The sequence below is a fragment of the Actinomyces sp. HMSC075B09 genome, from assembly GCF_001812395.1.
Taxonomy (GTDB): domain Bacteria; phylum Actinomycetota; class Actinomycetes; order Actinomycetales; family Actinomycetaceae; genus Gleimia; species Gleimia europaea.
Genome location: NZ_KV808731.1, coordinates 792,676 through 813,948 on the forward strand (window position 1 = coordinate 792,676; position 21,273 = coordinate 813,948).

Consider the following 21,273-nt stretch of genomic DNA (forward strand, 5'->3'; position numbering starts at 1 on the left):
GCCAGCCTGCGCTAACGATTAGAGGGGCTTTTCTGGGTTAGTTTCCTCCGCCGAGGGGCGAGCCTCATTCGTTTCTTCCGCTCGGACAACTTCCTCGGCTACCTCATCGGTTTCGGGCTCTTCGTAGTCGTCGAGGGCGTCCTCTTCAAGCTCTACGTTGGTGATCTCTTCGAAGTCGATCGTTGCCGGATGGTCGTAGGCCAGGCCCTCATCTTCCAACTCGTCTACCACTTCGAGCACGGAGCTGGTTTGCAGGTCTGTATTTTCAACCGGTGATTGCTCAATCGCCTCGGCAAGCTGGTCTGCATGCCCTTGATGGAAGTGCTTGTCTTTACGCATCAGGCGGCGCAAGAGTTTGCGGATGGCCATACGGCGTGCGATTTCCTTACGAATATCTTCTCGGCTTCGCACCCAGTGCACTACCAGTAGCAGAATCAAAAGCATGCCCGCGTAGCCGATCACCGGGTATAGGTAGCTCACAAACGTTTCGAATCCAACAAATGAGATCACGAAGCCAACCAGAGCCATCGAGATTAGCCAGATGCGGAAGCGCTTTGGGTCGCCCTTCGAGAACCTGGATGCAAGGGCGTAGTACATGCCGATAGCGGTGTTGAAGATCATGCCGAAAACCACGAACGCCATGACGGTGCCAAATGCGGGGTGGATGCTGGTGAGCAGCATGAGAGTGGGCATGTCAGAGTGGCCCACTTTGTCGATTTGTGCAAACAGGGCGGAGGACGAGATGAGGATCAACAGGCCGTAGATGATGCCGCCCAGCATGCCGCCGCGTCCCGCTACGCGGGGGTCGCGGATTTGGCCACCCATCACGATTGACATGGATACGGCCATTGCGAGCGCCAGAGCCACGTAGTTTGCGGCGGAAACCCACCAGTTTGGCAGGGTTGATCCAATTTCAAGCGCCATGTCGTTCAGCTGCGTGAATGAGTAGTCTACGTGCGTGTATGACCAAATCGCCGCGCCACCGATCAGCACAATGATGAACGGCGTGATGGATCCGATGATTGTGGTCACGCGGTCTACGTCAAGCATTCCAACCAGGATTACCAGGACGGTGATGATGGCTGATCCCACCCAGACAGGTATTCCGAATTGTTGGTTCAGGCTGGCGCCTCCGCCGGCGATCATCACAAAGCCCATGCTGAATAACGTGATGGTGATGAGGATGTCGAAGAAGCGGGACGTGATGGGCGGGGAAACTTCAGTTAGCACGCGGTTGTGGTCGCTGGCTAGGAAGAAGGAACCGAGCTGGAGGATCGCGAATCCTGCGATTCCGAAGATTATAAGCGCGAGGGTGACCGCCCACATTCCTTGGACGCCAAATCCTACGAAGTATTGGAGGATTTCTTTACCTGATGCGAATCCCGCGCCTACTACTAGGCCCACGAAGGCCATCGCAACGGTTATTACTTGCCGGTTCATGTTGGTGCCAGCTGTGTAGATTTGGCGGCTGGTACGCCTCGGTGTTTTTACTTTACCGAGTTTGCGCAGGTTTGGGGATTTTCGTTGCGCATGTAACGAAACGGGGCGCGGGTTAGGTTAATCGCGTGGTTTTCGAGGGGGCGCTGGCTTTCGCTTACGATAGGGGTATGACTAACGATCCGCGCAAGGCCCGCCTGGCCGAACTTGTTAAAGAGCTTGCTGTCATTCACCAGAAGGTGACGTTGGCTTCGGGTAAGGAGTCTGACTTTTACGTTGATATGCGCAGGGCAACGCTTCATCATGAGGCGGCGCCTTTGGTGGGGCACGTGATGCTCGACATGCTTGAGGATAATGGTTTCGCGCCGGATGATTTTGATGCCGTGGGTGGCCTCACGATGGGTGCGGATCCGGTTGCGACGGCGATTTTGCATGCTGCGGCCTCGCGGGGACTGTCGGTTGATGCGTTCGTGGTGCGCAAGGAGGCCAAGGATCATGGCATGAAGCGCCAGATTGAGGGGCCTTCTGTTGAGGGTAAGCGCGTGATCGTGTTGGAGGATACTTCGACCACTGGTGGCTCTCCGATGCAGGCGGCTCGCGCGCTTGAGGCAGCGGGCGCGCAGGTTCTAGCTGTTGCGGTGATTGTGGACCGCGATACGGGGGCGCGCGAGGTCATCGAGGGCGCTGGCTACAAGTATTTGAACGCTTTGGGGTTGGAAGACCTCGGCCTCGCCTAATCTGAGCATCTTCACTTTCGCCTAATCGGGACGTGTACAGATTTTGTACACGTCCCGATAACGTCTTAAAAATTTCGCGAATTTTGTACACGTCGCGCAAACGTGTACAAATTTTTAACACTTCGCGAGGGTTCGCTACGTCCTACTCGCCGGATTCTTCGAGCAGTCCTGCTTCTTTGGCTAGCCGGTGGTTTTCGCGCACAACCTCGATCATGTCGGCAATCGAGTTCTTGGTTCGGTAGGGACGGAACGGGAAGCTCTGAATCTCGCTTTCGCTCGTTGAACCACTGAGAACGAGGAAGGTGCGCAGGCCCGCTTCGATGCCGGCTTGCACGTCGGTGTCCATGCGGTCACCGATCAGGGCGGTGACTTCAGAGTGGACGCCAATCTTGTTGAGGCCGGCGCGCAGCATCATCGAGTTGGGCTTGCCTAAAAAGTAGGGCCTGCGTCCGGTTGCTTTGGTGATCATTGCGGCCACGGATCCGGTTGCGGGCAAAACGCCCTCGTCGGAGGGGCCGGTGACGTCCGGGTTGGTGGCAATGAACTTGGCGCCAGCTTCGATGAAGCGAATGGCGCGAGTGATGGCGTTGAAGTCGTAGCTACGAGTTTCGCCAAGCACAACGTATTCGGGGTTGGTCTCGGTCATCACGTAGCCGGCGCTGTGCAGGGCGGTGGTGAGTCCGGCCTCGCCAATGACAAATGCGGACGAGTTTGGCGACTGCTGGGACAGGAACGCTGCGGTTGCAAGCGCCGACGTCCAAATGTGCTCTTCGGGCACGTGTAGGCCGGAGTTGTCGAGGCGCGCGGACAGGTCTCGCGGCGTGTAGATCGAGTTGTTGGTGAATACGAGGAACGGGATGTTCAGCTCGTGCAGAGTGTCGATGAATTCTTGTGCTCCGTCGATTGCACGTTCTTCACGCACAAGAACGCCGTCCATGTCGGATAGCCACGAGGTGATTGGGGGCATTTCGTCTAGTGAAAAGTTTGTTGTGGTTTCCATACTTGTCTCCTTCTGTAACTGCTTTTAGCCTATCGTTCTAAGCTATTGCAAGGTAGATGATCGCGGGCTTTGTGCACGCTCGTGCACGGCGGGAGACTGGCTTTGACGGTTTCCCGCGTTGTTTGTATGTTCGAGGGCGTGGCAGAAATAGACGAGAATGAGGTGCGGTCGGTTCCTGGTAGCGGCGTGGGGCCGTGGCCGGGTGGTGAAGAGAACTGGCCGCAGGGCGATCAGTATGATCCGGTGCTACTTAGCGAGGGTGATACGCGCAATGTGGAGGACCGCTTCCGCTACTGGTCGAATGAGGCGATTAAGGGCTTCCTAGACAGCGTGGGCAGGCCGGATTGGCTTGAAGTTGCGGTGCAAAACTTGGGGCACGACTTCAACATTGGGTCGATTGTGCGCACGGCAAACTGTTTGGGGGTCCGCCGCGTGCATATTGTGGGGCGTCGCAGGTGGAACAGGCGCGGGGCGATGGTGACGGACAGGTATTTGGAAGTCGTACACCACCCTGAGATCGATGAGTTCTTGGACCATGTGGGTTCGCGCGGTTTGCACGTGATTGGGATTGACAATATTGAGGGGTCTCGGCCGTTGGAGGGCCGGGAGCTTCCAGATAAGTGCGTGCTGGTGATGGGGGAGGAGTCCACGGGTCTCAGTGAGGATATGGCACGGGCGTGCGAATCTGTTTTGCATATAACGCAGTATGGTTCTAGCCGGTCGATGAATGTGGGGCACGCTGCGGCTATTGCTATGTGGGCGTGGGTTATACAGCATGGGAGCGATCCAGAAGGCGCGTAGCGGGGGCAAGCCGAATAGGCTTGTCAAGACTTTGGACGCTAAAGCATTGCGAACCTAAATGTGGGATAATGGAGAAGTCAAAATGTCTAGGCAAGGAGGCAATTAATGCCTATCGCAACCCCTGAAGTTTACAACGAGATGCTGGACCGTGCGAAGGAAGGCAAGTTCGCTTACCCGGCGATCAACGTTACTTCTTCGCAGACCTTGACGGCCGCTATTCAAGGCTTCGCCGAGGCCGAGTCTGACGGTATTATCCAGGTTTCGGTTGGTGGCGCCGAGTACTGGTCTGGCTCCACGGTTAAGGACCGCGTAGCTGGCTCGCTTGCAATGGCTGCGTACGCTCGTGAGATTGCTAAGAACTACGACGTTACGGTTGCGCTTCACACGGACCACTGCGCAAAGCAGAACCTTGATTCTTGGATTATTCCGATCATGGAGCTCGAGGTTGAAGAGGTTAAGGCTGGCCGCCTTCCGTTCTTCCAGTCCCACATGTGGGACGGCTCGGCTGTGCCGTTGAAGGAGAACTTGGAGATCGCGCAGAAGATGCTTGATCTTGCTCAGAAGTCGCACACCATTCTTGAGGTTGAGATTGGTGTTGTTGGTGGTGAGGAAGACGGCGTTGTTGGCGAGATCAACGAGAAGCTGTACACCACCACTGAGGATGGTATTGCAACGGTTGAGGCTCTGGGCCTTGGCGAGAAGGGTCGTTACCTGACTGCTCTTACGTTCGGCAACGTCCACGGTGTTTACAAGCCTGGCCATGTGAAGCTTCGTCCGGAGATTCTGGGCACCATTCAGGAAGAGGTTGGTGCGAAGTACAACGCTGGTGATCGTCCGTTCGACCTGGTTATGCACGGTGGTTCGGGCTCGTCTGCTGAAGAGATCCGCACAGCGGTTGAGAACGGTGTTATCAAGATGAACGTTGACACCGACACCCAGTACGCTTTCACCCGCCCGGTTGCCGAGTGGATGTTGCGCAAGTACGACGAAGTTCTGAAGATTGACGGCGAGGTTGGCGTTAAGAAGTCTTATGACCCGCGTTCGTGGGGTAAGGCTGCTGAGGCTGGCATGGCTGCTCGCGTTGTTGAGGCTTGTGAGCGCCTCGGCTCCGTTGGCACCAAGATGAAGTAAGTCGCTTCTAGTCACTTAGAGGAATGTTCCCGCACGGTTTCCGTGCGGGAACATTTTTGTCGTTTGACGAAGACGTATAGATGGGCAAAATTTAGAGTTTAGAAACCCGATCGTCGGGGAGGGAAGGTAGATCGTGGCCATAATAGCTTTCGCAGTGATTATTGGTGTCGCCGTTGGCGTTGTCGTTGGAGCGCTTGGCGCCGGTGGCGGTATCTTGGCTGTTCCCGCCCTCACGTACCTGCTTCATCAAACGCCTCACGCGGCGGCTGCCGGATCTTTGGTAATCGTTTTGGCTACCGCGCTGACTGCTCTACCGGAGAAAATTCGCCACAAGAACGTGCGCCTGCGCGAAGGTTTCATCTTCGGTGGAATCTCGGTCGTGGGCTCATTCATTGGTGCGCGACTCTCGGCATACGTTGATGGCAACGTGCTGATGATCCTCTTCTCCGTAATGCTTGCCATCATGAGCGTCGTGATGATCCACAAGGGCTTGAAGGAGCGCAAGATTTCTGACGACGAGGTCGCAGCCCGAAAGCCCCGTGGGATTCTGGCGGTGATTGTGGCGGCAACTGCTACTGGCTTCTTGACGGGCTTCTTTGGTGTCGGCGGGGGATTCATGGTGGTGCCCGTGCTGACTTTGGTGCTGGCGTTTGGAATGCGCGAAGCGTCGGGCACATCCCTGCTGGTTATGATCATGGCTTCCGCAGCCGGTTTAGCTTCGCGCTACGGCCAGTCCATCGACATTGACTGGAAGATCGTAATCGGCTTCATGCTGGGTTCGATGGGTGGCGGTGTTATTGGCGGCCCGCTGTCGAATAAGGCTAAGCCGCACCAGCTCACGATTATTTTTGGCGTCCTGCTGGCCGTGGTTTGTGTTGCGACCGCGGCGGCTACGGGCGTGCGCATGATTGGTTAGAGAAAATATATCCATCTGGACGGACAACTTGGCGATTTCATGGTGAGAGGGATATAGCTAATTAATAAGGAAGCCATGATGGCGGAAGATATTCGTCAATGGACACGCACTGAAGGCATTATCGTTGCCGAGCCCCTGGACCCGAAAAGCAGTTGCTGATTTCATCAACTCCACGAAGGTCGTTGTTGCGATGGACTGGTACGAGCGCACTCCGAACCTCATTGGACTCACTCTGGCGATGCAGGATCGTAAGTTGGCCGGCCTATCGGTTTGAGATTGGGCTGGGCAGAGCGCGATTCTTGCGGGAAGTCTTGCGCAATGTCGGTAATCACGGAGTGCGCGCTCCAAGAGCCGAACTGTGCAGCGCAACATTTATTAATGGGACGCAAACTTGAAAAGCGTGTTGGTCCCGGTGTGCTAAGTGAAGATTAGAAGGCGAGGACGTGATCTATGACCTCGTCGTTGAGATGTAGTGATTCGATTCCTGCGCGAACCGTCATGCCATGCGGGTCTTCCAAGTGTGCGGTTAGAACTTGAATGTTCTCACCGACCAAAGGAAGGGATAGGCGACGGAGCATATTTTCAACAGATTCGGCTAAGGATTCGTCAAGCTCACAAACCTCACCGGCTAAGACTATGACTTCAGGATCGTGCAAGTTAGCAATGTTGACCAGGCTACGGGCTAATATTTTGGACGTTCTCGATATCAGTTCTTTAGCTTTAGAATCGCCCTGCGAAACTAACTTCTGAAGGTCCTGCAAGTTGTTTACGGGCAGATTAAGTATCTTTGCGTCGCGAACTAAAGCTGGGATCGAAACATACTGCTGCAGACAGCCATAGTTACCGCACTCGCAAAGTGGTCCGCTCCAGTCGAAGACGGTATGTCCAAGTTCTCCTGCGCCACCTCGATATCCGGAATGAATGGTGTCATCTGTAATGTGCGCTGAAGTTACGCCGTGCGAGAGCTCAACGTAATAGACGTCTTCGTGGTCCCGACCAGCGCCCCAACGGTATTCTGCAAGTCCACGGAGGCGAGCTGTGTTTTCGATATAGACATTGACTCCGAATGATTCTTCAAAAAGTTGCTTCGGATTAGCCTCCAGCCAACGAGCCGAAGCAAGTGACGGATACACGCGGCCTTTACGGGCGTCTATCTGCGTATCCACGGCAAGGTGAATGGCAATAAGCTTGTCGTCGACCTTATGATCCTTGAGCATTCTGTCAAGAAGTTGAACACCCTGCGATGTTCGTTCTTTTGCCGGACGATTTAGGTCTAGAGCCACAGTTTCTGTGGCAAATATGCGCCCATCCGGGATTGCAATAGCTACCGAGCACTTTGAAATGTGAAAGACAACAGCCGCAGTTACGCCCAAATTGCGGGTGGTGGAAATGCGGTTCTTTAAGCTTCCCTCAGCGTGATCCTCTTCTTCTACGAATCCCATCTCTTCGAGTTGATTAACCAGGTTTGTGACTGTCGTGCGGGAGAGGGAAAGGGACCTTGCAAGCTCAGCACGGAAAGTAGGGCCGTCTTTGATCAGCCTTCGCAAGAGCCTGTACAGATTAGGGGGAAGAGTGGCCATGGCTCTAATCTTACCTGGATATTGAGAAAATATGAGCTACACCGCACAGTTCCTTAACGGAAACCGTCTTGCTGAGAGTGGAAATATAACGATTTCATACAAATGTGTCTAATTGCTTGACGGAATCGCTTTGTTGCGGGATATTTGAATTGGTCCAAACCTCAAAGCAGAGAAGTCGGACCGAATCATCCGACTCAGCATGACGAAGCTGTCATGTATGTTCCTGGAGGAAAAATGAAAATCAAGAAAATGGCTACAGGCCTAGCCGCGATTGCAACTACATTTGCACTTGCAGCTTGTGGATCAGGAGGAACTCACTCGGAGGGCTCAGATGCAGGCGCTGGCGATCAGACTGGTACTGTGCGCGTATGGTTTATGGAGGGATCGATCTCCGAAGATGCCCAAAACTACCTAGCCGAAGAGTTTAAGAAACAGAATCCCGAAGCCGACATTGCTATCGAGATTCAGCAGTGGGACGGCATCGTTTCTAAGCTACAGACCTCGCTTGCATCCAAGAATGAAAGCCCCGACCTCGTAGAGATCGGCAACACTCAGACGACTTCCTTCACTACGATCGGCGCATTTGCCGACGTCACCGATATGAAGGAAACGCTGGGTGGAGATGACCTGATTCCGTCCTTCGTTGATGCGTCAACCGTTGATGGCAAGATCTACGCCTACCCGCTGTATGCAGGTGCTCGTGGCGTTTTCTACCGCACTGATCTATTCGAGCAGGCAGGAATCGAAGTTCCTGAAACCATTGATGAGTTCACCCAGGCTGCTATCGATCTGTAGGAAGCTAATCCGGAGAACGTCGATGACTTCTCGGGTCTTTACCTAGCAGCCGTTGATCCGCACGGTGTTGAGTCCTACCTCTTCGCGCAGGGCTTTGAGTACGCCGAGCAAGACGGAGATAAGTGGGTAGGTAAAACTTCCTCCCCGGAATCTATCAAGGCTTTGGAAAATGCGCAGCTAGTTTTCGATAAGGGTACTCAGTACGCACTTGACTCGCAGCAGGGGCAGAAGTCCTTCGAGCGTTACTTTAACGACGGCAAGGTCGGCATGCTGATCGGTACCGGAAATGTTGGCGTCAAGATTGATCAACAGCTATGGGACGACGGTAAGGTTGGCGTCTTCGCTATCCCGTCTAAGACTCCGGGCGAACCGGGAGCCACTTTTGCAGGCGGTTCAAACATTGCTCTAGCTGCAAATTCGCCCTACCCGGAACTTGCTAAGTCTGCTCTTGAAATCATTTTCTCCGAAGGGTTCCAGACCAAGATTGCAGAGGACGGTTGGGTCCCCGGCAACACTGCTTACGGTGAGGCCGTATCTGGCCCCTTCGGCGATATCGCAGCAGACATTATTAATAACTCTAAGCTGACTCCGAACAGCCCTGAGTGGGGCGTTAACTTCGGCGCAACGCAGCTAAACGAGTTCTACACTCGCATTGCCAAGGGAGAAAATGTTAACGACGTTGCAACCTCCTTCGACAATGAACTCGAGTCCGTGCTGAACAAGTGAATCAGCGGGGTTAATCATGAGTAATGCGCCAGTCCGGCCGCTCCCGCCGAAAAAAGAGGAGTTGACAGCAACGTCGCGACGTCCAATCAAAAAGCGTCGGTTAAGGTCGGTTGCCCCGTGGTTGTTACTTGCACCTGCAATCATCATGGTGCTGGTAGCTCTGGGATACCCGTTGGTTCGTCAGGCTGTAATGTCCTTTCAGCATTTCGGTCTGGCACAACAGTTCGGTGCTCCTGCGGAGTGGGCCGGACTGGCGAATTACAAAGAGATCTTGACTGATCCTTACTTCTGGACGGTCTTCGTAAAATCACTCTTGTTCTGTCTATGGACAGCAGGAATCACCATGGCGCTGGGCGTCTTGTTCGCAGTCTTGATGCTCAGGCTTTCAAAAGTGGTCCGCACTATTTTGAACACGACCTTGGTGATCGTGTGGGCTATGCCAGCGCTTGCATCTTTGACCGTTTGGCAATGGCTTGTAGACCCGCGCTCTGGTCTGCTCAACTACACGTTGACTTCGCTTGGTCTAGAAAGTTTTAACAACTTTAACTGGCTGGGCGGTAACTTCTGGACTTTCTACCTGATCGCGTCTGGAGTCATTATCTGGGCGTCAATGCCATTGGTAACTATCACCATTTATGCGGCATTGGCTCAGGTTCCCGGAGAAATCTTGGAAGCTGCACAGATCGATGGCGCATCCTGGCGTCAGCAGATCGTGCGTATTCAGCTACCTATGATTCTGCCCGTCATCGCGTTGATTGGTGTCCTGCAGATTATTTGGGACCTCCGAGTATTTACCCAAATCTACGTTCTTCAACAAGCGGGTGGTATCGCATCCGAAACCAACCTCTTGGGCACCTACGTCTACCAAACCGGTATTGCGCAGGGTAACTACGGCGTTGCTTCGGCACTAGCTATGGTCATCCTCTTACTAACCCTTGCCATGACGTTCAAATACCTACAAATGCTGTACCGTCAGGGAGGCGTTGAATAATGAACCCCGATACCCGCTTCCGTAAGCACCCTTGGTCAAACATCGCAGCCATAATAGTCGCTGTAGTCTGGTTGGTACCGGTCTACTGGATGGTGAACTCAGCGTTCCAATCCGAATCTGAGCTTATGTCTTGGCCGCCTCACTTGGTGCCACATGAGTTCACCTGGCAAAACTTTGTCACCGCGTTAGACTCAAACTTCTTCAGTGCTCTAAAGGCATCTGCAATTGCAGCTACCCTCACCGTTTTGTTTGCATCGACCGGTGCAATTCTTGCCGCAATGGCCCTATCCCGATTCCGTTTCCGCGGAAGAACGATCATGATTATCTCGATTTTGATTGTTCAAATGATCCCCGCAGAAGCTCTATTCATCTCGCAGTACCGCATGCTTGACGGCTGGGGACTGTTGAACTCAGTCATTGGCCTATCGGTTCTCTACATTGGTTCCATCGTTCCCTTTATTACCTGGATGATGCGTGGCTTTGTAGACGGTATTCCAATCGACCTCGAAGAAGCTGCAATGGTAGACGGCTGTACCAGGTTGGCAGCTTTCAGGCGCGTCACCCTGCCTCTACTGGTTCCGGGTATTGTGGCGACCTCAGTGTTCGGTTTCCTGTTTGCTTGGAATGAATACACCCTGGCTCTTATCGTGTTGTCCAAGGATTCTGCAGTTACACTTCCGATTTGGTTGCAGTCTTTCCAGCAGGGTCTCAAGGCAACCGACTGGGGTGGCGTGATGGCCGGTGCAACTTTGATTGCCATTCCCGTGATCATTGTCTTCGTTTTGATTCAGAACAAGATCTCGCAGGGCATGGTGGCTGGAGCCGTTAAGGGATGAGTAAACAGTTTCAGTCTCTGCCAAAGCCTTTGGTTGGCCCTGTCGAAGGGCGGAATCAAAAGTGCGAATGGCGTGGTTTAATGATCGACTCCGCCAGAACGAGGTTTGAACCGGAAACGATAATAAAAGTCTTAGAACTGGCTAGTCGATATGGCTTCAACAAGTTCCATTGGCATCTGACGAACGACGCCGGTTGGCGGTTCCATGTGCCGGAGTATCCGTTGCTAACCGAGGTCTCAGCGTATCTACCTCGCAACAGTTTTGATGATTACACAAATCTGTACGATGACACGCTGGCCAAGGCGTTGGAGCAGACTCCTCACAAATGGAGCAATGGCTACTACACGGACGAGGAGATCCGCCGCATAGGATCCAAGGCAGAAGAACTTGGGATAGAAATCATCCCCGAAGTTGATCTGCCTGGACACATGATGGCGGCAATCAGGGCCTACCCGCGTCTAGGGAGGCCAGAAGGATTGCCACTACCTGAGGGTTCAATGCGTGAGCACATGTGGTGGCCAGCGAGGAATGACTTGTTGTGGCCGACCGATGAAGCTGCACAGTTCATTCGCACTATCCTAAATAGGATCATGGACCTGCTTCCTTCTCGGTGGATTCATGTCGGTGGCGATGAGTGCGCTTATAAGCAGTGGGAGTCGGATCCGAACATAGATTCTTGGCTTCAGCGCCGTGACGTCGACAAAGTTGAGAGTCTTCAAAATTGGTTCCTGGAGATCGCAAAAGAAGAAGTCCGAGGACGCGGCCGGCAGCTGGTTGCCTGGGATGAAGTAGCAGAAATTAGCGATGATCCTGAGATTCTCATAATTGCCTGGGATGAGGATAGGGCGGAAGCTCGAGTGGATAAAGTACAGAATCCGCTTGTGTGTGCAGACGCGCGTTTCCTCTACCTGAACCGAGTTGATCCCAATAGTGAAGTGCCGCAGAAAGGAATGCTACCCGGGATAAGTGTTGACAATATTTTGACAGCGCCACTACCGATGGTGAGCAAGCAACAAGCTAAAGGAATCCAAACCTGCCTGTGGTCAGAGTTCATATTGGATGAAAGTGACTTGATGTCAATGATGTTTCCAAGATTCCTGGCCGTGGCAGAACGAATATGGAATCCGGATTCAGAGCTAGCTGAAGGATTAGCTTCTGAGAAGATTCTTAACGATGCGAAAAAGCGTATAGCTGAGGAGTATCGAGTCCTTCAAGAATCTGGGATCCTTTAGCTCCGTGGTTGAGCTCTCGGTCGTTTAACGTGTTTAAAGGTGAAGCCCCAGGTACGTAGTCGAAGTTACGTTCTGGGGCTTTGCTGATTAATTAGTTCCGCTCTATACACTTCAAAAGTGTTCACACAAATAGCAGAGTGCCATATGTTCTCGCGGAAACGCGAAAGTATGAGCCAAAAAACTGCTAAAGTGTTCAGTAACGTAACAAAATGACATCAAAGGTGATGAAATATGGTTCGCAAAGCGATATCTTCATTTGCGGCGTTAGTTTTATTAGTGCTTGGGGTAGTTGTGCCTATATCTTCCGCCTCAGGTTCTACCGGTCTGATGCCGAGCATGCCAAAAACCGACGCTCGAGTTGTTTTCGAAGATGACTTCACGGGTAATGACGGCGCCAATTGGATTGTAACTGCTGCAAACCAAGCGACTGAAATACTGTTCCAACAGAATATGGTGATGGTTAAAGGTGGAGGGCCGGAAAATAGGATCCTGTCTAAGGACTCTATTCTGGCCGATACTTTCACCTTGGATCTCGACGTTTTTATTGGTGCGGAACATACAAACGCAGCACTAAAGTTTGGATTCCTCAGTAACACAGATGCAACTAATCGGTACCAGGTGACGTGGGATGGGCCAAATAAACTGCTTAAACTCGAACAAGTAGTTGGCGGTTCAACAACTGTTTTAACGCAGGTTAAGAACGTTGATATGCCTGTTAACATGGGTGGCCAGCCGCACGAGGTGTCAATAACGGTCAGCAACGACCGTGTTTCCGCATCAATAAACGGAACAGAATATATAGATATTGAAGTACCCGGCATTCAAGATGCGCCGCAGGGGCGAGTGCTGGTAGCTTCGCAGTTCCCGAAACAACACTACGCGGTCGATCATATTAGGGTTTCGACAGAGGAATCTGAGTCGACGGGCAAATATGAGCTGACATTAAAGACGCAGACTGATGGGGAAATCGATACTAACGCGGATACCGCTGGCGGAACTCTTACTGCAAATCGAACCTCGGGTGACGCTGGTGATGAAGTTACTCTTTCATATGATGTAAAACCGGGCTACGTGTTCGATGGCTACGATTCTTATGTAACTGAGACCGGAACACCAACCGATGGCCTGTTGACTATCAAGGACAATAGGTTCGCGTTTAACGACAAGACTGGAAGCGTCACTGTAGTCGCAAAATTCATTACAGAGCCTGATGACCCGAACGTCCTGTTTAAGGATTATTTCGAAGGTGACTTTAACGAACATGGAAAATATTCGTTAAGCGACGCGCGGCAAGCTGAAATCAACAACGGTGAATTGCTTTTGAATTCGGGTTCAACCCCGGCTGCTCTAGTCGTCGATAACTCCGAATGGCTCGAGCCTAAGAACTATCAGATTGAAATGGATATCCGAAAGGCAAACCCGGCTGCGGGCACAGTCCAAATCGCGTTTCGAATGGGAGATCTTGGTGACCGGTATGTAGTCGCACTGAACGGTAGCAAGCTGATGATTCGTAAGTTGGGTACTGACGGGACCAACGTCGAACTTGCAGGAACACCGTACTCATTTGATCAAACAGCCCGGAAACTTGTCATCGATGTTGATGATGATGTGGTGTCGGTATCGGCAAATAATAAACCTATTTTGAGCTATAAGAATGAAGACTCAGACGTCGACTCTGCCAATTGGTCCGCACTCAAGCCGGCACTAGGCATTATCAACATGACGGAAAACGCCACTGTAGGAATCGACAACCTCCGTGTTGTGCGTAAGCCCGTAATCGTAACCGTGCACGTGAAGGAAACCAATGACGGTGTAGATGACCCAGACCTGAAGAGTGGCACATTGACGCTTGATAGTTACCGTGTTGTATCGGGGCAAAAGCTGGAGCTGAAGGCTTTTCCAAAGGGTGGTTTCGAACTGGAATCGATCTCTTATGAAGGTGAAGCCATTGAGGGTAATGAATTTACGGTACCCGCTGGACTGGAAGAAGATTTCGTACTAGTCGCCAATTTCGTACCTAAAAACGCAGACGCCCAAACCTACTACATCGATTCGACAGAGGGGAATGACTCTAGATCAGGTATATCCCCTGATGAGGCATGGAAGTCTTTTGAAAATCTGAATCGTGTTTTCAATCCGGGTGACAAGATCCTGTTGAAACGAGGCAGCGAGTTTACTGGTGAGGATGCGTTACTAAAGTTTGGTGGATCAGGAACTGTGGATGCTCGAATTACCGTAAGCGATTACGGCGAAGGCCCCTTGCCGAAACTAAATGGTGAGGGCATATTGGAGAACGTGGTTTCCTTGTATAACCAGGAATTCATCACGATTGAGAATCTGGATATTGCGAATACGCATCCTGGCTATTCCTCTTCTTTTGGACTCAATCAGTCTAATAACGCGTCCATAAATCTCCGCGCGGTCAACGTTTCTGCTCGAGACTTTGGAGTCGTAAATGGCATTACTTTACAGAATCTCTTCATTCACGACATCAATGGCAATCTGAGGGCGAAGTGGAACGGCGGTATTTTCTTCGATGTTGTAGCGGATATCAATGACGGTCAGCTTTATGGAGTGCCGACCAAATACGACGACGTTCTAATCGCAAACAATACGTTGGAACGAATAGATCGTTCAGGCATTAAACTCGTCAGCTCTCATTGGGCTAACCAGTCCTTGGAAAATGCTCCCAACGTTCCGATGCATTGGTATCCCTCTACAAACGTTGTAGTGCGTGGCAACGTGCTGCGTTACATGGGCGGAGACGCGATCACAGTCCGCGATACCGACGGAGCACTTGTTGAATACAACTTGGCACGTCATTCTCGATACCAGAACACTGGGTATAACGCAGGTATCTGGCCGTTTGAAGCGACTAATACTGTTGTCCAGTACAACGAGGTGTCCAATACTCATGGAGTTCAGGATGGGCAGGGCTTTGACTGCGACCACGTGAGCTCTTACAGCGTCATGCAGTACAACTACTCGCATAATAATGAGGGCGGATTCATGCTAATCATGAACGGTTTCCCCCATACTGCTCCGACTATCCGATACAACATAAGTCAAAATGATGCGGATAAGACCTTTGAGTTTGCCCGAGGAACTGCCGCGGGAACAATGATTTACAACAACACGATCTATTCCGATGTGGCTCTGACCGGTCGCGGAGGAGTTTTGGATCTCGCTAACTGGAAGGCAGGGACGGGTAACCGTGATGTCTACCTGTTCAACAACATCTTCCACTATCCCGAAGGCCAAGCTTTCTATGTGGGAGATCCAGAGGAGATGAAGACAAAGACGAAGTTAATTAATAACGCCTATTTCGGTGGAATAACACCACCGGAAGAGGAGGAAAACGCCATAACTGAAGATCCTCTGCTACCCGCAGTAGGTTCGGCGCCAACGGACAATGCCAACGCTACAGAGCCTAAGGCTGGTAGGAATGTAGCAAACCACTTTGATGGTTATGTACCAGCAGAAGAATCGCCCTTGCACAATGCCGGCATGACGGTGAACGAAGTGGTGCAGCATTACGGTGGGTCAATTACCGATAGGCGAGATATGGCTCCAGATGCTCTTCATAAACTAACTAGAAGCGGTAAAAGCATTGACTTTGTTGCGGGAGAGTATCTGCCACGCGTGGCCGGTGTGAGCTATGGTTCAGATTTCTTGGGAACCGCGCTACCGCAGGGCAAAACCCTGTTCCGTTCAGGTGAAGCTGTGAGCCAGGGCCTGACTATTGGTGCGATCCAAGGCGTTACTCAATCTGAGGAACCGTCGGAGGATCCGAGCGAGAAGCCCACAACGGAGCCTGCAGATGATCCGTCCCAGGATCCATCTGAGGGAGAAGAGACTACTACAACCCCTGACTCGAGTCCGGCTCCAGAGGGAACCGACCACGGCGTGAACGAGCCAAGCCTGGTTACAGAAGGGCCGGTCAATGCCCCTGAATCGAGTGACACAAGCCGAGAAGGACTCCCTACTACGGGATCCGGAAGTGTTGGCGTAATAGCTTTGGCAAGTTTGCTTCTCTTAGGAACTGGCGCGGCATTGCTCAGAGTTCGTAAGAACCTGTAGCAATCAAGTGGTACCGCAATGAAATTGCGTCATATGAGTCTGGTGGTGGGTGCGCTAATCGCCCTGCTCACAGTGGCAGGTTGCGCACCCACCTCTAGCGCAGAGAACTCGAAGTTCGTCGACACCGTTTACGAAACTACCCATCGAGATGATGAACAGGTTTACGCTGAGCGCAAAGCGCGTGAGAAGGCGTTGATTGATCTGGCTGGCAATGAAGGGATTACGATGCGCTCTTCAGTGAACGACCTTCTAAGTCAGGATCAAGGTAAGGGACTCTCAGAAGGTGACGAAATGGTCATCTGGAACGCCTACAACGAACACTTAAATCAGCTCGAAACACAACTCAGAGAGAAATTCCGTAACGATGTGACTTTGGATGAAGTAAGAGACTACTACGAGCAAAACCGAAATCAGTTCCAACGCCAAGATCAAATAAAAGCGCAAGTAATCCCGTGGGAAAAGGGAAGAGCTAGAGCTGCATTTGAACTAGACGTAAATGCTGAAAATGTAAAGGCCGTCGAAGAACATTTTGGTGAGCTGATTGCAACCATGAATCAGATGGTTCTGGGAGAGCGGCAGGTCGTAGAACTACCTGATGGGAGAACGTTTGAGGTTGAAATACTGTCGCGAATAGATGGCGGAATTTACGAATTCGAGGACGTCGTTCAAGCAGCAACGTTCCAGCTGGTAGATAAACGAATTGAACAGGAACTTTCAAATGGAGAACGTTAAGAACGCGCTGGTGATAATGACCGACCAGCACCGCGTTGACACTATTGGTGCACTGGGAAATCCAAATGCGCGTACGCCAAACTTAGACAAACTTGCTAACGATGGTTTTGCGGCGACATCTGCATACACGCCGACTGCGATTTGTACTCCCGCTAGGGCCTCACTTATGACGGGTAAGAATCCCTTCAAACATCGGGTTTTGGCGAACCATGAGTGGAATATCGGTTATCAGGCGGACCTGACACCAGACCAGTGGACCTACACGCAGGAATTGAGAGATAACGGGTACAACGTTGGGATCGTTGGAAAATACCATGCCGGAGAGAACTACTTGCCTGACTCATTTGGTATGGATGACGATTCGATGATTGGAGCCATTAATCCAATCCTCAACGATCGTTACCAACAGTGGTTAAAGGACAATAATCTGCCCGGTGTCCGTATTGAAGACGAGTGGAAGGGTACCCTCCCGGGCGGCAAACCCGGTCATACAATTGCTGCTCGATTAAAGCAGCCGTTGGAAGCCACTTTTGAACGATTCTTGACGGAGTTGGCTATTGAACGTTTACGTGAATATGCCGCAGATTATAAGGAGTCAGGCAAGCCGTTTTCTCTCGATGTTCATTACTTTGGGCCACACCTTCCGTACATTATTCCGGACGAGTATTTTGACCTCATAGACCCAGAAATCGTTGAGTTGCCCCCATCGTTTTCGGAAAACTTCGCCAATAAACCGCCCATCCAAGCGAACTATGCGACCTACTGGTCAACATCGTCGTTCTCAAATGAACAGTGGCGAAAACTAATCGCGATCTATTGGGGCTACGTTGCGATGATCGATCATGAAATCGGTCTTATCTTGGACGAGCTACAGAAGCTGGGATTGGCAGATGAAACCGCTATTTTCTTCACTGCCGATCATGGTGAGTTTACGGGTGCTCATAGGATGAACGATAAGGGGCCAGCGATGTATGAAGACATCTATAACGTTCCCTTTTTCGCGCACATTCCAGGAATCGATCGTAGCGGGCAGACAGTGGAATTCGTTTCTATCCTGGATATTCCAGCCACGATCATGGACCTGGCAGGTTTAGACGCAAAGAAGGTCGAGGACGGACGATCATTGCTCGATCTGGTCGCGCTTGAACGCGGTGAGGATCTAGAACCCTGGCGGGAGGACATTGTCCTCGAATTCCACGGTCACCACTTCCCACTTCAGCAACGAGCGTTACGGACCCGGGACTACAAATTGGTGTTCTCCCCAGAATCTCGTTCAGAGCTGTATGACCTGAAGCGGGACCCGTATGAACTAACTAATGTCTACGACACGCCTGTATACCAGAATGTGAGGCGCAGGTTGGAGACGGAGCTTTACCGTCGCCTGGTCGATCGTGGGGATACGGTTTTTGCTAAATGGATGGGAGCCATGGCAGATATCGATGTAAACCTAGGTTCAACAGCTAACTCTGATTACGATGTTGCGTTAGACCGTGCCTAAGCTCCGTTCTCGTATAATTCAACCAAATTAGGGCCGTTATTTGACCTTGGGAACCACGCGCCCTGCGACCTGCGGGTCCATAATGTCTTTTGCTTCGCGACCCATGCGAAGCAGGCGCCCCATGCCCATGATCCAGGGCTTCGCGTAGGTGAAGAAGTCAAAGTAACCGTCGCACAGGTAGTTCAGGTTGTAACCGCCATCGCCGTCTTCGATGAAGCGGTCTTTCGGGCAACCTCCGTGGCAGAAGCGCCGAACCGGACACTTTAGGCACTTGGTGGGCAGGGAGGTGTACTTGGATTCCCCGAAGTGGCGCTGAAAATCGGAGCGCAAAATGTCTTGGAACTTTTCGCCGCGCGTCACGTTGCCCAACAGGTAGTCGGGTTCGACGTAGTGGTCACACGAATAAACGTCACCGTTGTGCTCAATGGCCAGCGCCATCCCGCACGTAGGTGAGTGGACGCACACGCTCGGCTGGTTGAACAGGTTCCCCAGCATAGAATCGAAATGTTGCACGAAGACTCGTCCCACGTCGGCCTTGATCCACTCGTCGAAAACGTCACGGAGGAACTCGTCGAAACCGGCGGGTGTGATGGAACGCGAGGTCACAGTATCGCCCTCCTGCTTATAAAGCAGGCGACGCTTACGGTCTGTGGACCACCCCTGTTCGGCCAGGGGCAGGTATTTCTCGGGGACGCGCTCCACGATGGGGATGAACTGGAGGAACTCTGCGCCCAGTTCGCGGGTGAAGAAGTGGTAGACCTCCGCGCCGCGGCCCTCGTTCGCGGCGTGCAGGGTGCACAAGATATTCGTGTCCACACCGTGTTTTTGTAGCAGGTTCCATCCGCGTACGACCTGGTCGAAGCTGCCGCGCCCAGCCTTATTCACGCGAAACGAGTCGTGGATGTCTTTCGGTCCGTCAATGGAGATGCCGACCAGGAAGTTGTTTTCTTTTAGGAACTCACACCACTCGTCGTTTAGCAATGTGCCGTTAGTCTGCATTGAGTGCGACACCTGCTGGGTAGGGCAGCGATATTTCTCAGCCAGCTCCACAGCCAGGCGATAGAAGTCCAATCCTCGCAGGGTGGGCTCGCCGCCCTGCCAGATGACTGTAACCGGCCCGTCGGGCTGGCCCTCCAAATACGCCTTTAAATAGGTCTCAAGGGTTTCGGGGCTCATCATCTGCGACCCGTGGTCGTACAGCAACTCTTTGGACAGGAAGAAACAGTAGGTGCAGTCCAAGTTGCAAGCTGCACCTGTCGGTTTAGTGACAACGGTGTACGGAAGCGAGCGCATACACCAAGTATGTCAGGTTTGATTTTCGTCGGTTAGTGACGTCAAAAACTCGCGCCTGTCTCACCGGGCTAAGCCGTACCAACTGACACTAATTTTTGGGGTGCTACTAGCAGTGGTTTGCGTCGCGAGCTTGAGCCACGCTACTTGCCATTTTCGCGTGAATACGCGAGTAAACTTGCGGTATACCTGTTAAAACTTCCACGTTCGTGGTGTGATGGTAGGTAGTAGACTTTAGGAGGCCACTTTGGAACACGCACTGCCCAACTGGACACGAATTGAAGGCGTTATTATTGCCGAACACCTGGATCCGAAGGTGGTTGCCGACTTCATTACAAAAACCAAAGTGGTTGCGACAATCGACTGGTACGATCGCACGCCGAATTTGATGGGCCTAACGCTCGCGGAAGAAGGCGGCCGCCTGGCCGCGGTAAACGATGCAAATGAGATCGCACCGGTGGTTGAGATTGAAGATTTCGCGCTTGATCTTGCCAACGAGTTCAATGCGGAAGTGATGATCGATGAGGTCAGTGCAGATGCTCTTCCTGAAGATGCCGAAGTTGGTTCAGACACCCCGGAGCTGGCTGAGGAACCAATGAGGATCGTAGAGCTGGTGAAGATTCCCGAATCTTCCATCCCGCTTGCGGCCGCTCTTCTTGGCATTGATGTTGCTTCTGTTGAGCTTGATAACGGTTGGCAGGCCTTGGCGTATGACGCGCAGTATGCGCAGAATGTGGGCGACTTTGGCCAGTTCCCGCGCGTGACGCTAATGACGTCGGGTGATGAGTTCTTTGCCAGCCTCGCCGTTGACGATGACGAAGAGACGGAAACGATTTACAACTGGTCGATGTCTACGAGGACGCTCGCGGCAGGCCACAGTGGCGACAAGATTGGGGCTGAGGCGGAGGAGCTCGTTGGAGCTACTTCGGACTTGCGTAGGATTGCCGAGGCCGTGCCGGGTGCGGACGTGGCTGCGGCGGAGGGCACCGCTCAGTTGCGCGGGTCGCGTGCAGTTGCCAGTTTTGTCAGGGCGCTTGGAGTGCCATCGCAGATCGCAACCTACCTGGTAGAAGACGAGTCAGCTGATGATATTCCGGGCCTTGAAATGCACTATGCGCGCGGTATTTCGAATGCGATTGGTCGTAGCGTGGACAAGATTTTGCTGGAGCCAGAATCTGCAAGCAACCCGGTTTGGGAGACCTACCATAAGGTCGCGGTTGAACAGCCCAGTATTGTGCGCGTGATTGCCAGTGTTGAGGCCGCGATTGGTGCCACGCTGGTGGTAAACGCTTTCCGTAGTGCAAAGCCGCGTTCAGGTTGGGTGAAGCTCGGCGGTGTCGTGGGGTCGATGATGCTAATCGACTCGGTTGCCGAGGTCATGCTTTCGAAGTACCTGATTGAACGCACGAAGAAGCGTAGGGGCGAGTAACGTTTACGAAATGGTGGGGTGAGCCGGTTTGAAGTGTCCCCCGGAAGTTGGACTGGATTATT

At 52.4% G+C, this 21,273-nt stretch carries 16 protein-coding genes and 1 pseudogene; 13 read left to right on the forward strand and 4 right to left on the reverse strand.

Going from position 1 to position 21,273, the window contains the following annotated elements:
- Positions 1 to 18: 18 nt before the first annotated feature.
- Positions 19 to 1,440 carry a YkvI family membrane protein gene (locus HMPREF2854_RS04365; RefSeq protein ID WP_070619405.1) on the reverse strand — a complete coding sequence of 474 codons (1,422 nt, stop codon included), beginning with the start codon at positions 1,438 to 1,440 and terminating at the stop codon, positions 19 to 21.
- A 167-nt stretch (positions 1,441 to 1,607) separates the two neighbouring features.
- On the opposite strand from HMPREF2854_RS04365, the gene pyrE reads away from it, so the two are divergent.
- Complete coding sequence (pyrE, locus tag HMPREF2854_RS04370; RefSeq protein WP_070619646.1) at positions 1,608 to 2,174, forward strand: orotate phosphoribosyltransferase; 567 nt, start codon at positions 1,608 to 1,610, stop codon at positions 2,172 to 2,174.
- Between the two features lie 142 nt (positions 2,175 to 2,316).
- Here the strand turns inward: pyrE and HMPREF2854_RS04375 are convergent, their stop codons facing one another.
- Positions 2,317 to 3,174, reverse strand: a complete 858-nt coding sequence (locus HMPREF2854_RS04375) for an HAD-IIA family hydrolase (RefSeq protein WP_070619408.1) — start codon at positions 3,172 to 3,174, stop codon at positions 2,317 to 2,319.
- A 126-nt stretch (positions 3,175 to 3,300) separates the two neighbouring features.
- Between HMPREF2854_RS04375 and HMPREF2854_RS04380 the strand changes: the two genes are divergently transcribed.
- From HMPREF2854_RS04380 to HMPREF2854_RS08725, 4 genes are all read left to right on the forward strand, one after another.
- Positions 3,301 to 3,975, forward strand: a complete 675-nt coding sequence (locus tag HMPREF2854_RS04380; protein WP_070619411.1) for a TrmH family RNA methyltransferase — start codon at positions 3,301 to 3,303, stop codon at positions 3,973 to 3,975.
- 105 nt (positions 3,976 to 4,080) lie between these two features.
- A complete protein-coding gene (gene fbaA / locus HMPREF2854_RS04385; protein WP_016444689.1) occupies positions 4,081 to 5,106 on the forward strand; it encodes a class II fructose-bisphosphate aldolase in 1,026 nt (341 codons plus the stop codon).
- A 133-nt stretch (positions 5,107 to 5,239) separates the two neighbouring features.
- The gene (locus HMPREF2854_RS04390) at positions 5,240 to 6,022 is read left to right on the forward strand and encodes a sulfite exporter TauE/SafE family protein (protein WP_102218055.1); all 783 of its coding nucleotides are present in this window, start codon (positions 5,240 to 5,242) and stop codon (positions 6,020 to 6,022) included.
- Between the two features lie 124 nt (positions 6,023 to 6,146).
- Entirely contained in the window at positions 6,147 to 6,296 is a 150-nt protein-coding gene (locus HMPREF2854_RS08725) for a hypothetical protein (RefSeq protein WP_158237803.1), read from the forward strand.
- A 154-nt stretch (positions 6,297 to 6,450) separates the two neighbouring features.
- Here HMPREF2854_RS08725 and HMPREF2854_RS04395 read toward each other — a convergent pair whose 3' ends face one another.
- Complete coding sequence (locus HMPREF2854_RS04395) at positions 6,451 to 7,602, reverse strand: ROK family transcriptional regulator (protein WP_070619417.1); 1,152 nt, start codon at positions 7,600 to 7,602, stop codon at positions 6,451 to 6,453.
- Between the two features lie 375 nt (positions 7,603 to 7,977).
- On the opposite strand from HMPREF2854_RS04395, the pseudogene HMPREF2854_RS08890 reads away from it, so the two are divergent.
- The 7 genes and pseudogenes from HMPREF2854_RS08890 (at position 7,978) to HMPREF2854_RS04430 (ending at position 18,492) form a co-directional block, all read left to right on the forward strand.
- A pseudogene (locus HMPREF2854_RS08890) lies at positions 7,978 to 9,123 on the forward strand (extracellular solute-binding protein).
- Positions 9,124 to 9,184: 61 nt separating this feature from the next.
- A complete protein-coding gene (locus HMPREF2854_RS04405) occupies positions 9,185 to 10,114 on the forward strand; it encodes a carbohydrate ABC transporter permease (RefSeq protein WP_261666655.1) in 930 nt (309 codons plus the stop codon).
- Positions 10,114 to 10,950, forward strand: coding sequence for a carbohydrate ABC transporter permease (locus tag HMPREF2854_RS04410; RefSeq protein WP_070619421.1), 837 nt, complete (start codon positions 10,114 to 10,116; stop codon positions 10,948 to 10,950). Before HMPREF2854_RS04405 ends, HMPREF2854_RS04410 begins: the two co-directional genes overlap by 1 nt.
- Positions 10,947 to 12,182 carry a family 20 glycosylhydrolase gene (locus HMPREF2854_RS04415; RefSeq protein ID WP_070619423.1) on the forward strand — a complete coding sequence of 412 codons (1,236 nt, stop codon included), beginning with the start codon at positions 10,947 to 10,949 and terminating at the stop codon, positions 12,180 to 12,182. Before HMPREF2854_RS04410 ends, HMPREF2854_RS04415 begins: the two co-directional genes overlap by 4 nt.
- Before the next feature lie 231 nt (positions 12,183 to 12,413).
- Complete coding sequence (locus HMPREF2854_RS04420; RefSeq protein ID WP_070619426.1) at positions 12,414 to 16,262, forward strand: right-handed parallel beta-helix repeat-containing protein; 3,849 nt, start codon at positions 12,414 to 12,416, stop codon at positions 16,260 to 16,262.
- A gap of 18 nt (positions 16,263 to 16,280) precedes the next feature.
- Positions 16,281 to 16,994, forward strand: coding sequence for a hypothetical protein (locus HMPREF2854_RS04425; RefSeq protein ID WP_148130890.1), 714 nt, complete (start codon positions 16,281 to 16,283; stop codon positions 16,992 to 16,994).
- The gene (locus HMPREF2854_RS04430; protein WP_102218052.1) at positions 16,981 to 18,492 is read left to right on the forward strand and encodes a sulfatase family protein; all 1,512 of its coding nucleotides are present in this window, start codon (positions 16,981 to 16,983) and stop codon (positions 18,490 to 18,492) included. The genes HMPREF2854_RS04425 and HMPREF2854_RS04430 overlap by 14 nt, the downstream gene beginning before the upstream one ends.
- Positions 18,493 to 18,528: 36 nt before the next feature.
- On the opposite strand, the gene HMPREF2854_RS04435 is transcribed toward HMPREF2854_RS04430, so the two are convergent.
- The gene (locus HMPREF2854_RS04435) at positions 18,529 to 19,785 is read right to left on the reverse strand and encodes an anaerobic sulfatase maturase (RefSeq protein ID WP_070619438.1); all 1,257 of its coding nucleotides are present in this window, start codon (positions 19,783 to 19,785) and stop codon (positions 18,529 to 18,531) included.
- A 244-nt stretch (positions 19,786 to 20,029) separates the two neighbouring features.
- Here HMPREF2854_RS04435 and HMPREF2854_RS04440 point away from each other — a divergent pair, with 244 nt between their 5' ends.
- Positions 20,030 to 21,211, forward strand: coding sequence for a hypothetical protein (locus HMPREF2854_RS04440; RefSeq protein ID WP_083309373.1), 1,182 nt, complete (start codon positions 20,030 to 20,032; stop codon positions 21,209 to 21,211).
- Positions 21,212 to 21,273 lie beyond the last annotated feature (62 nt).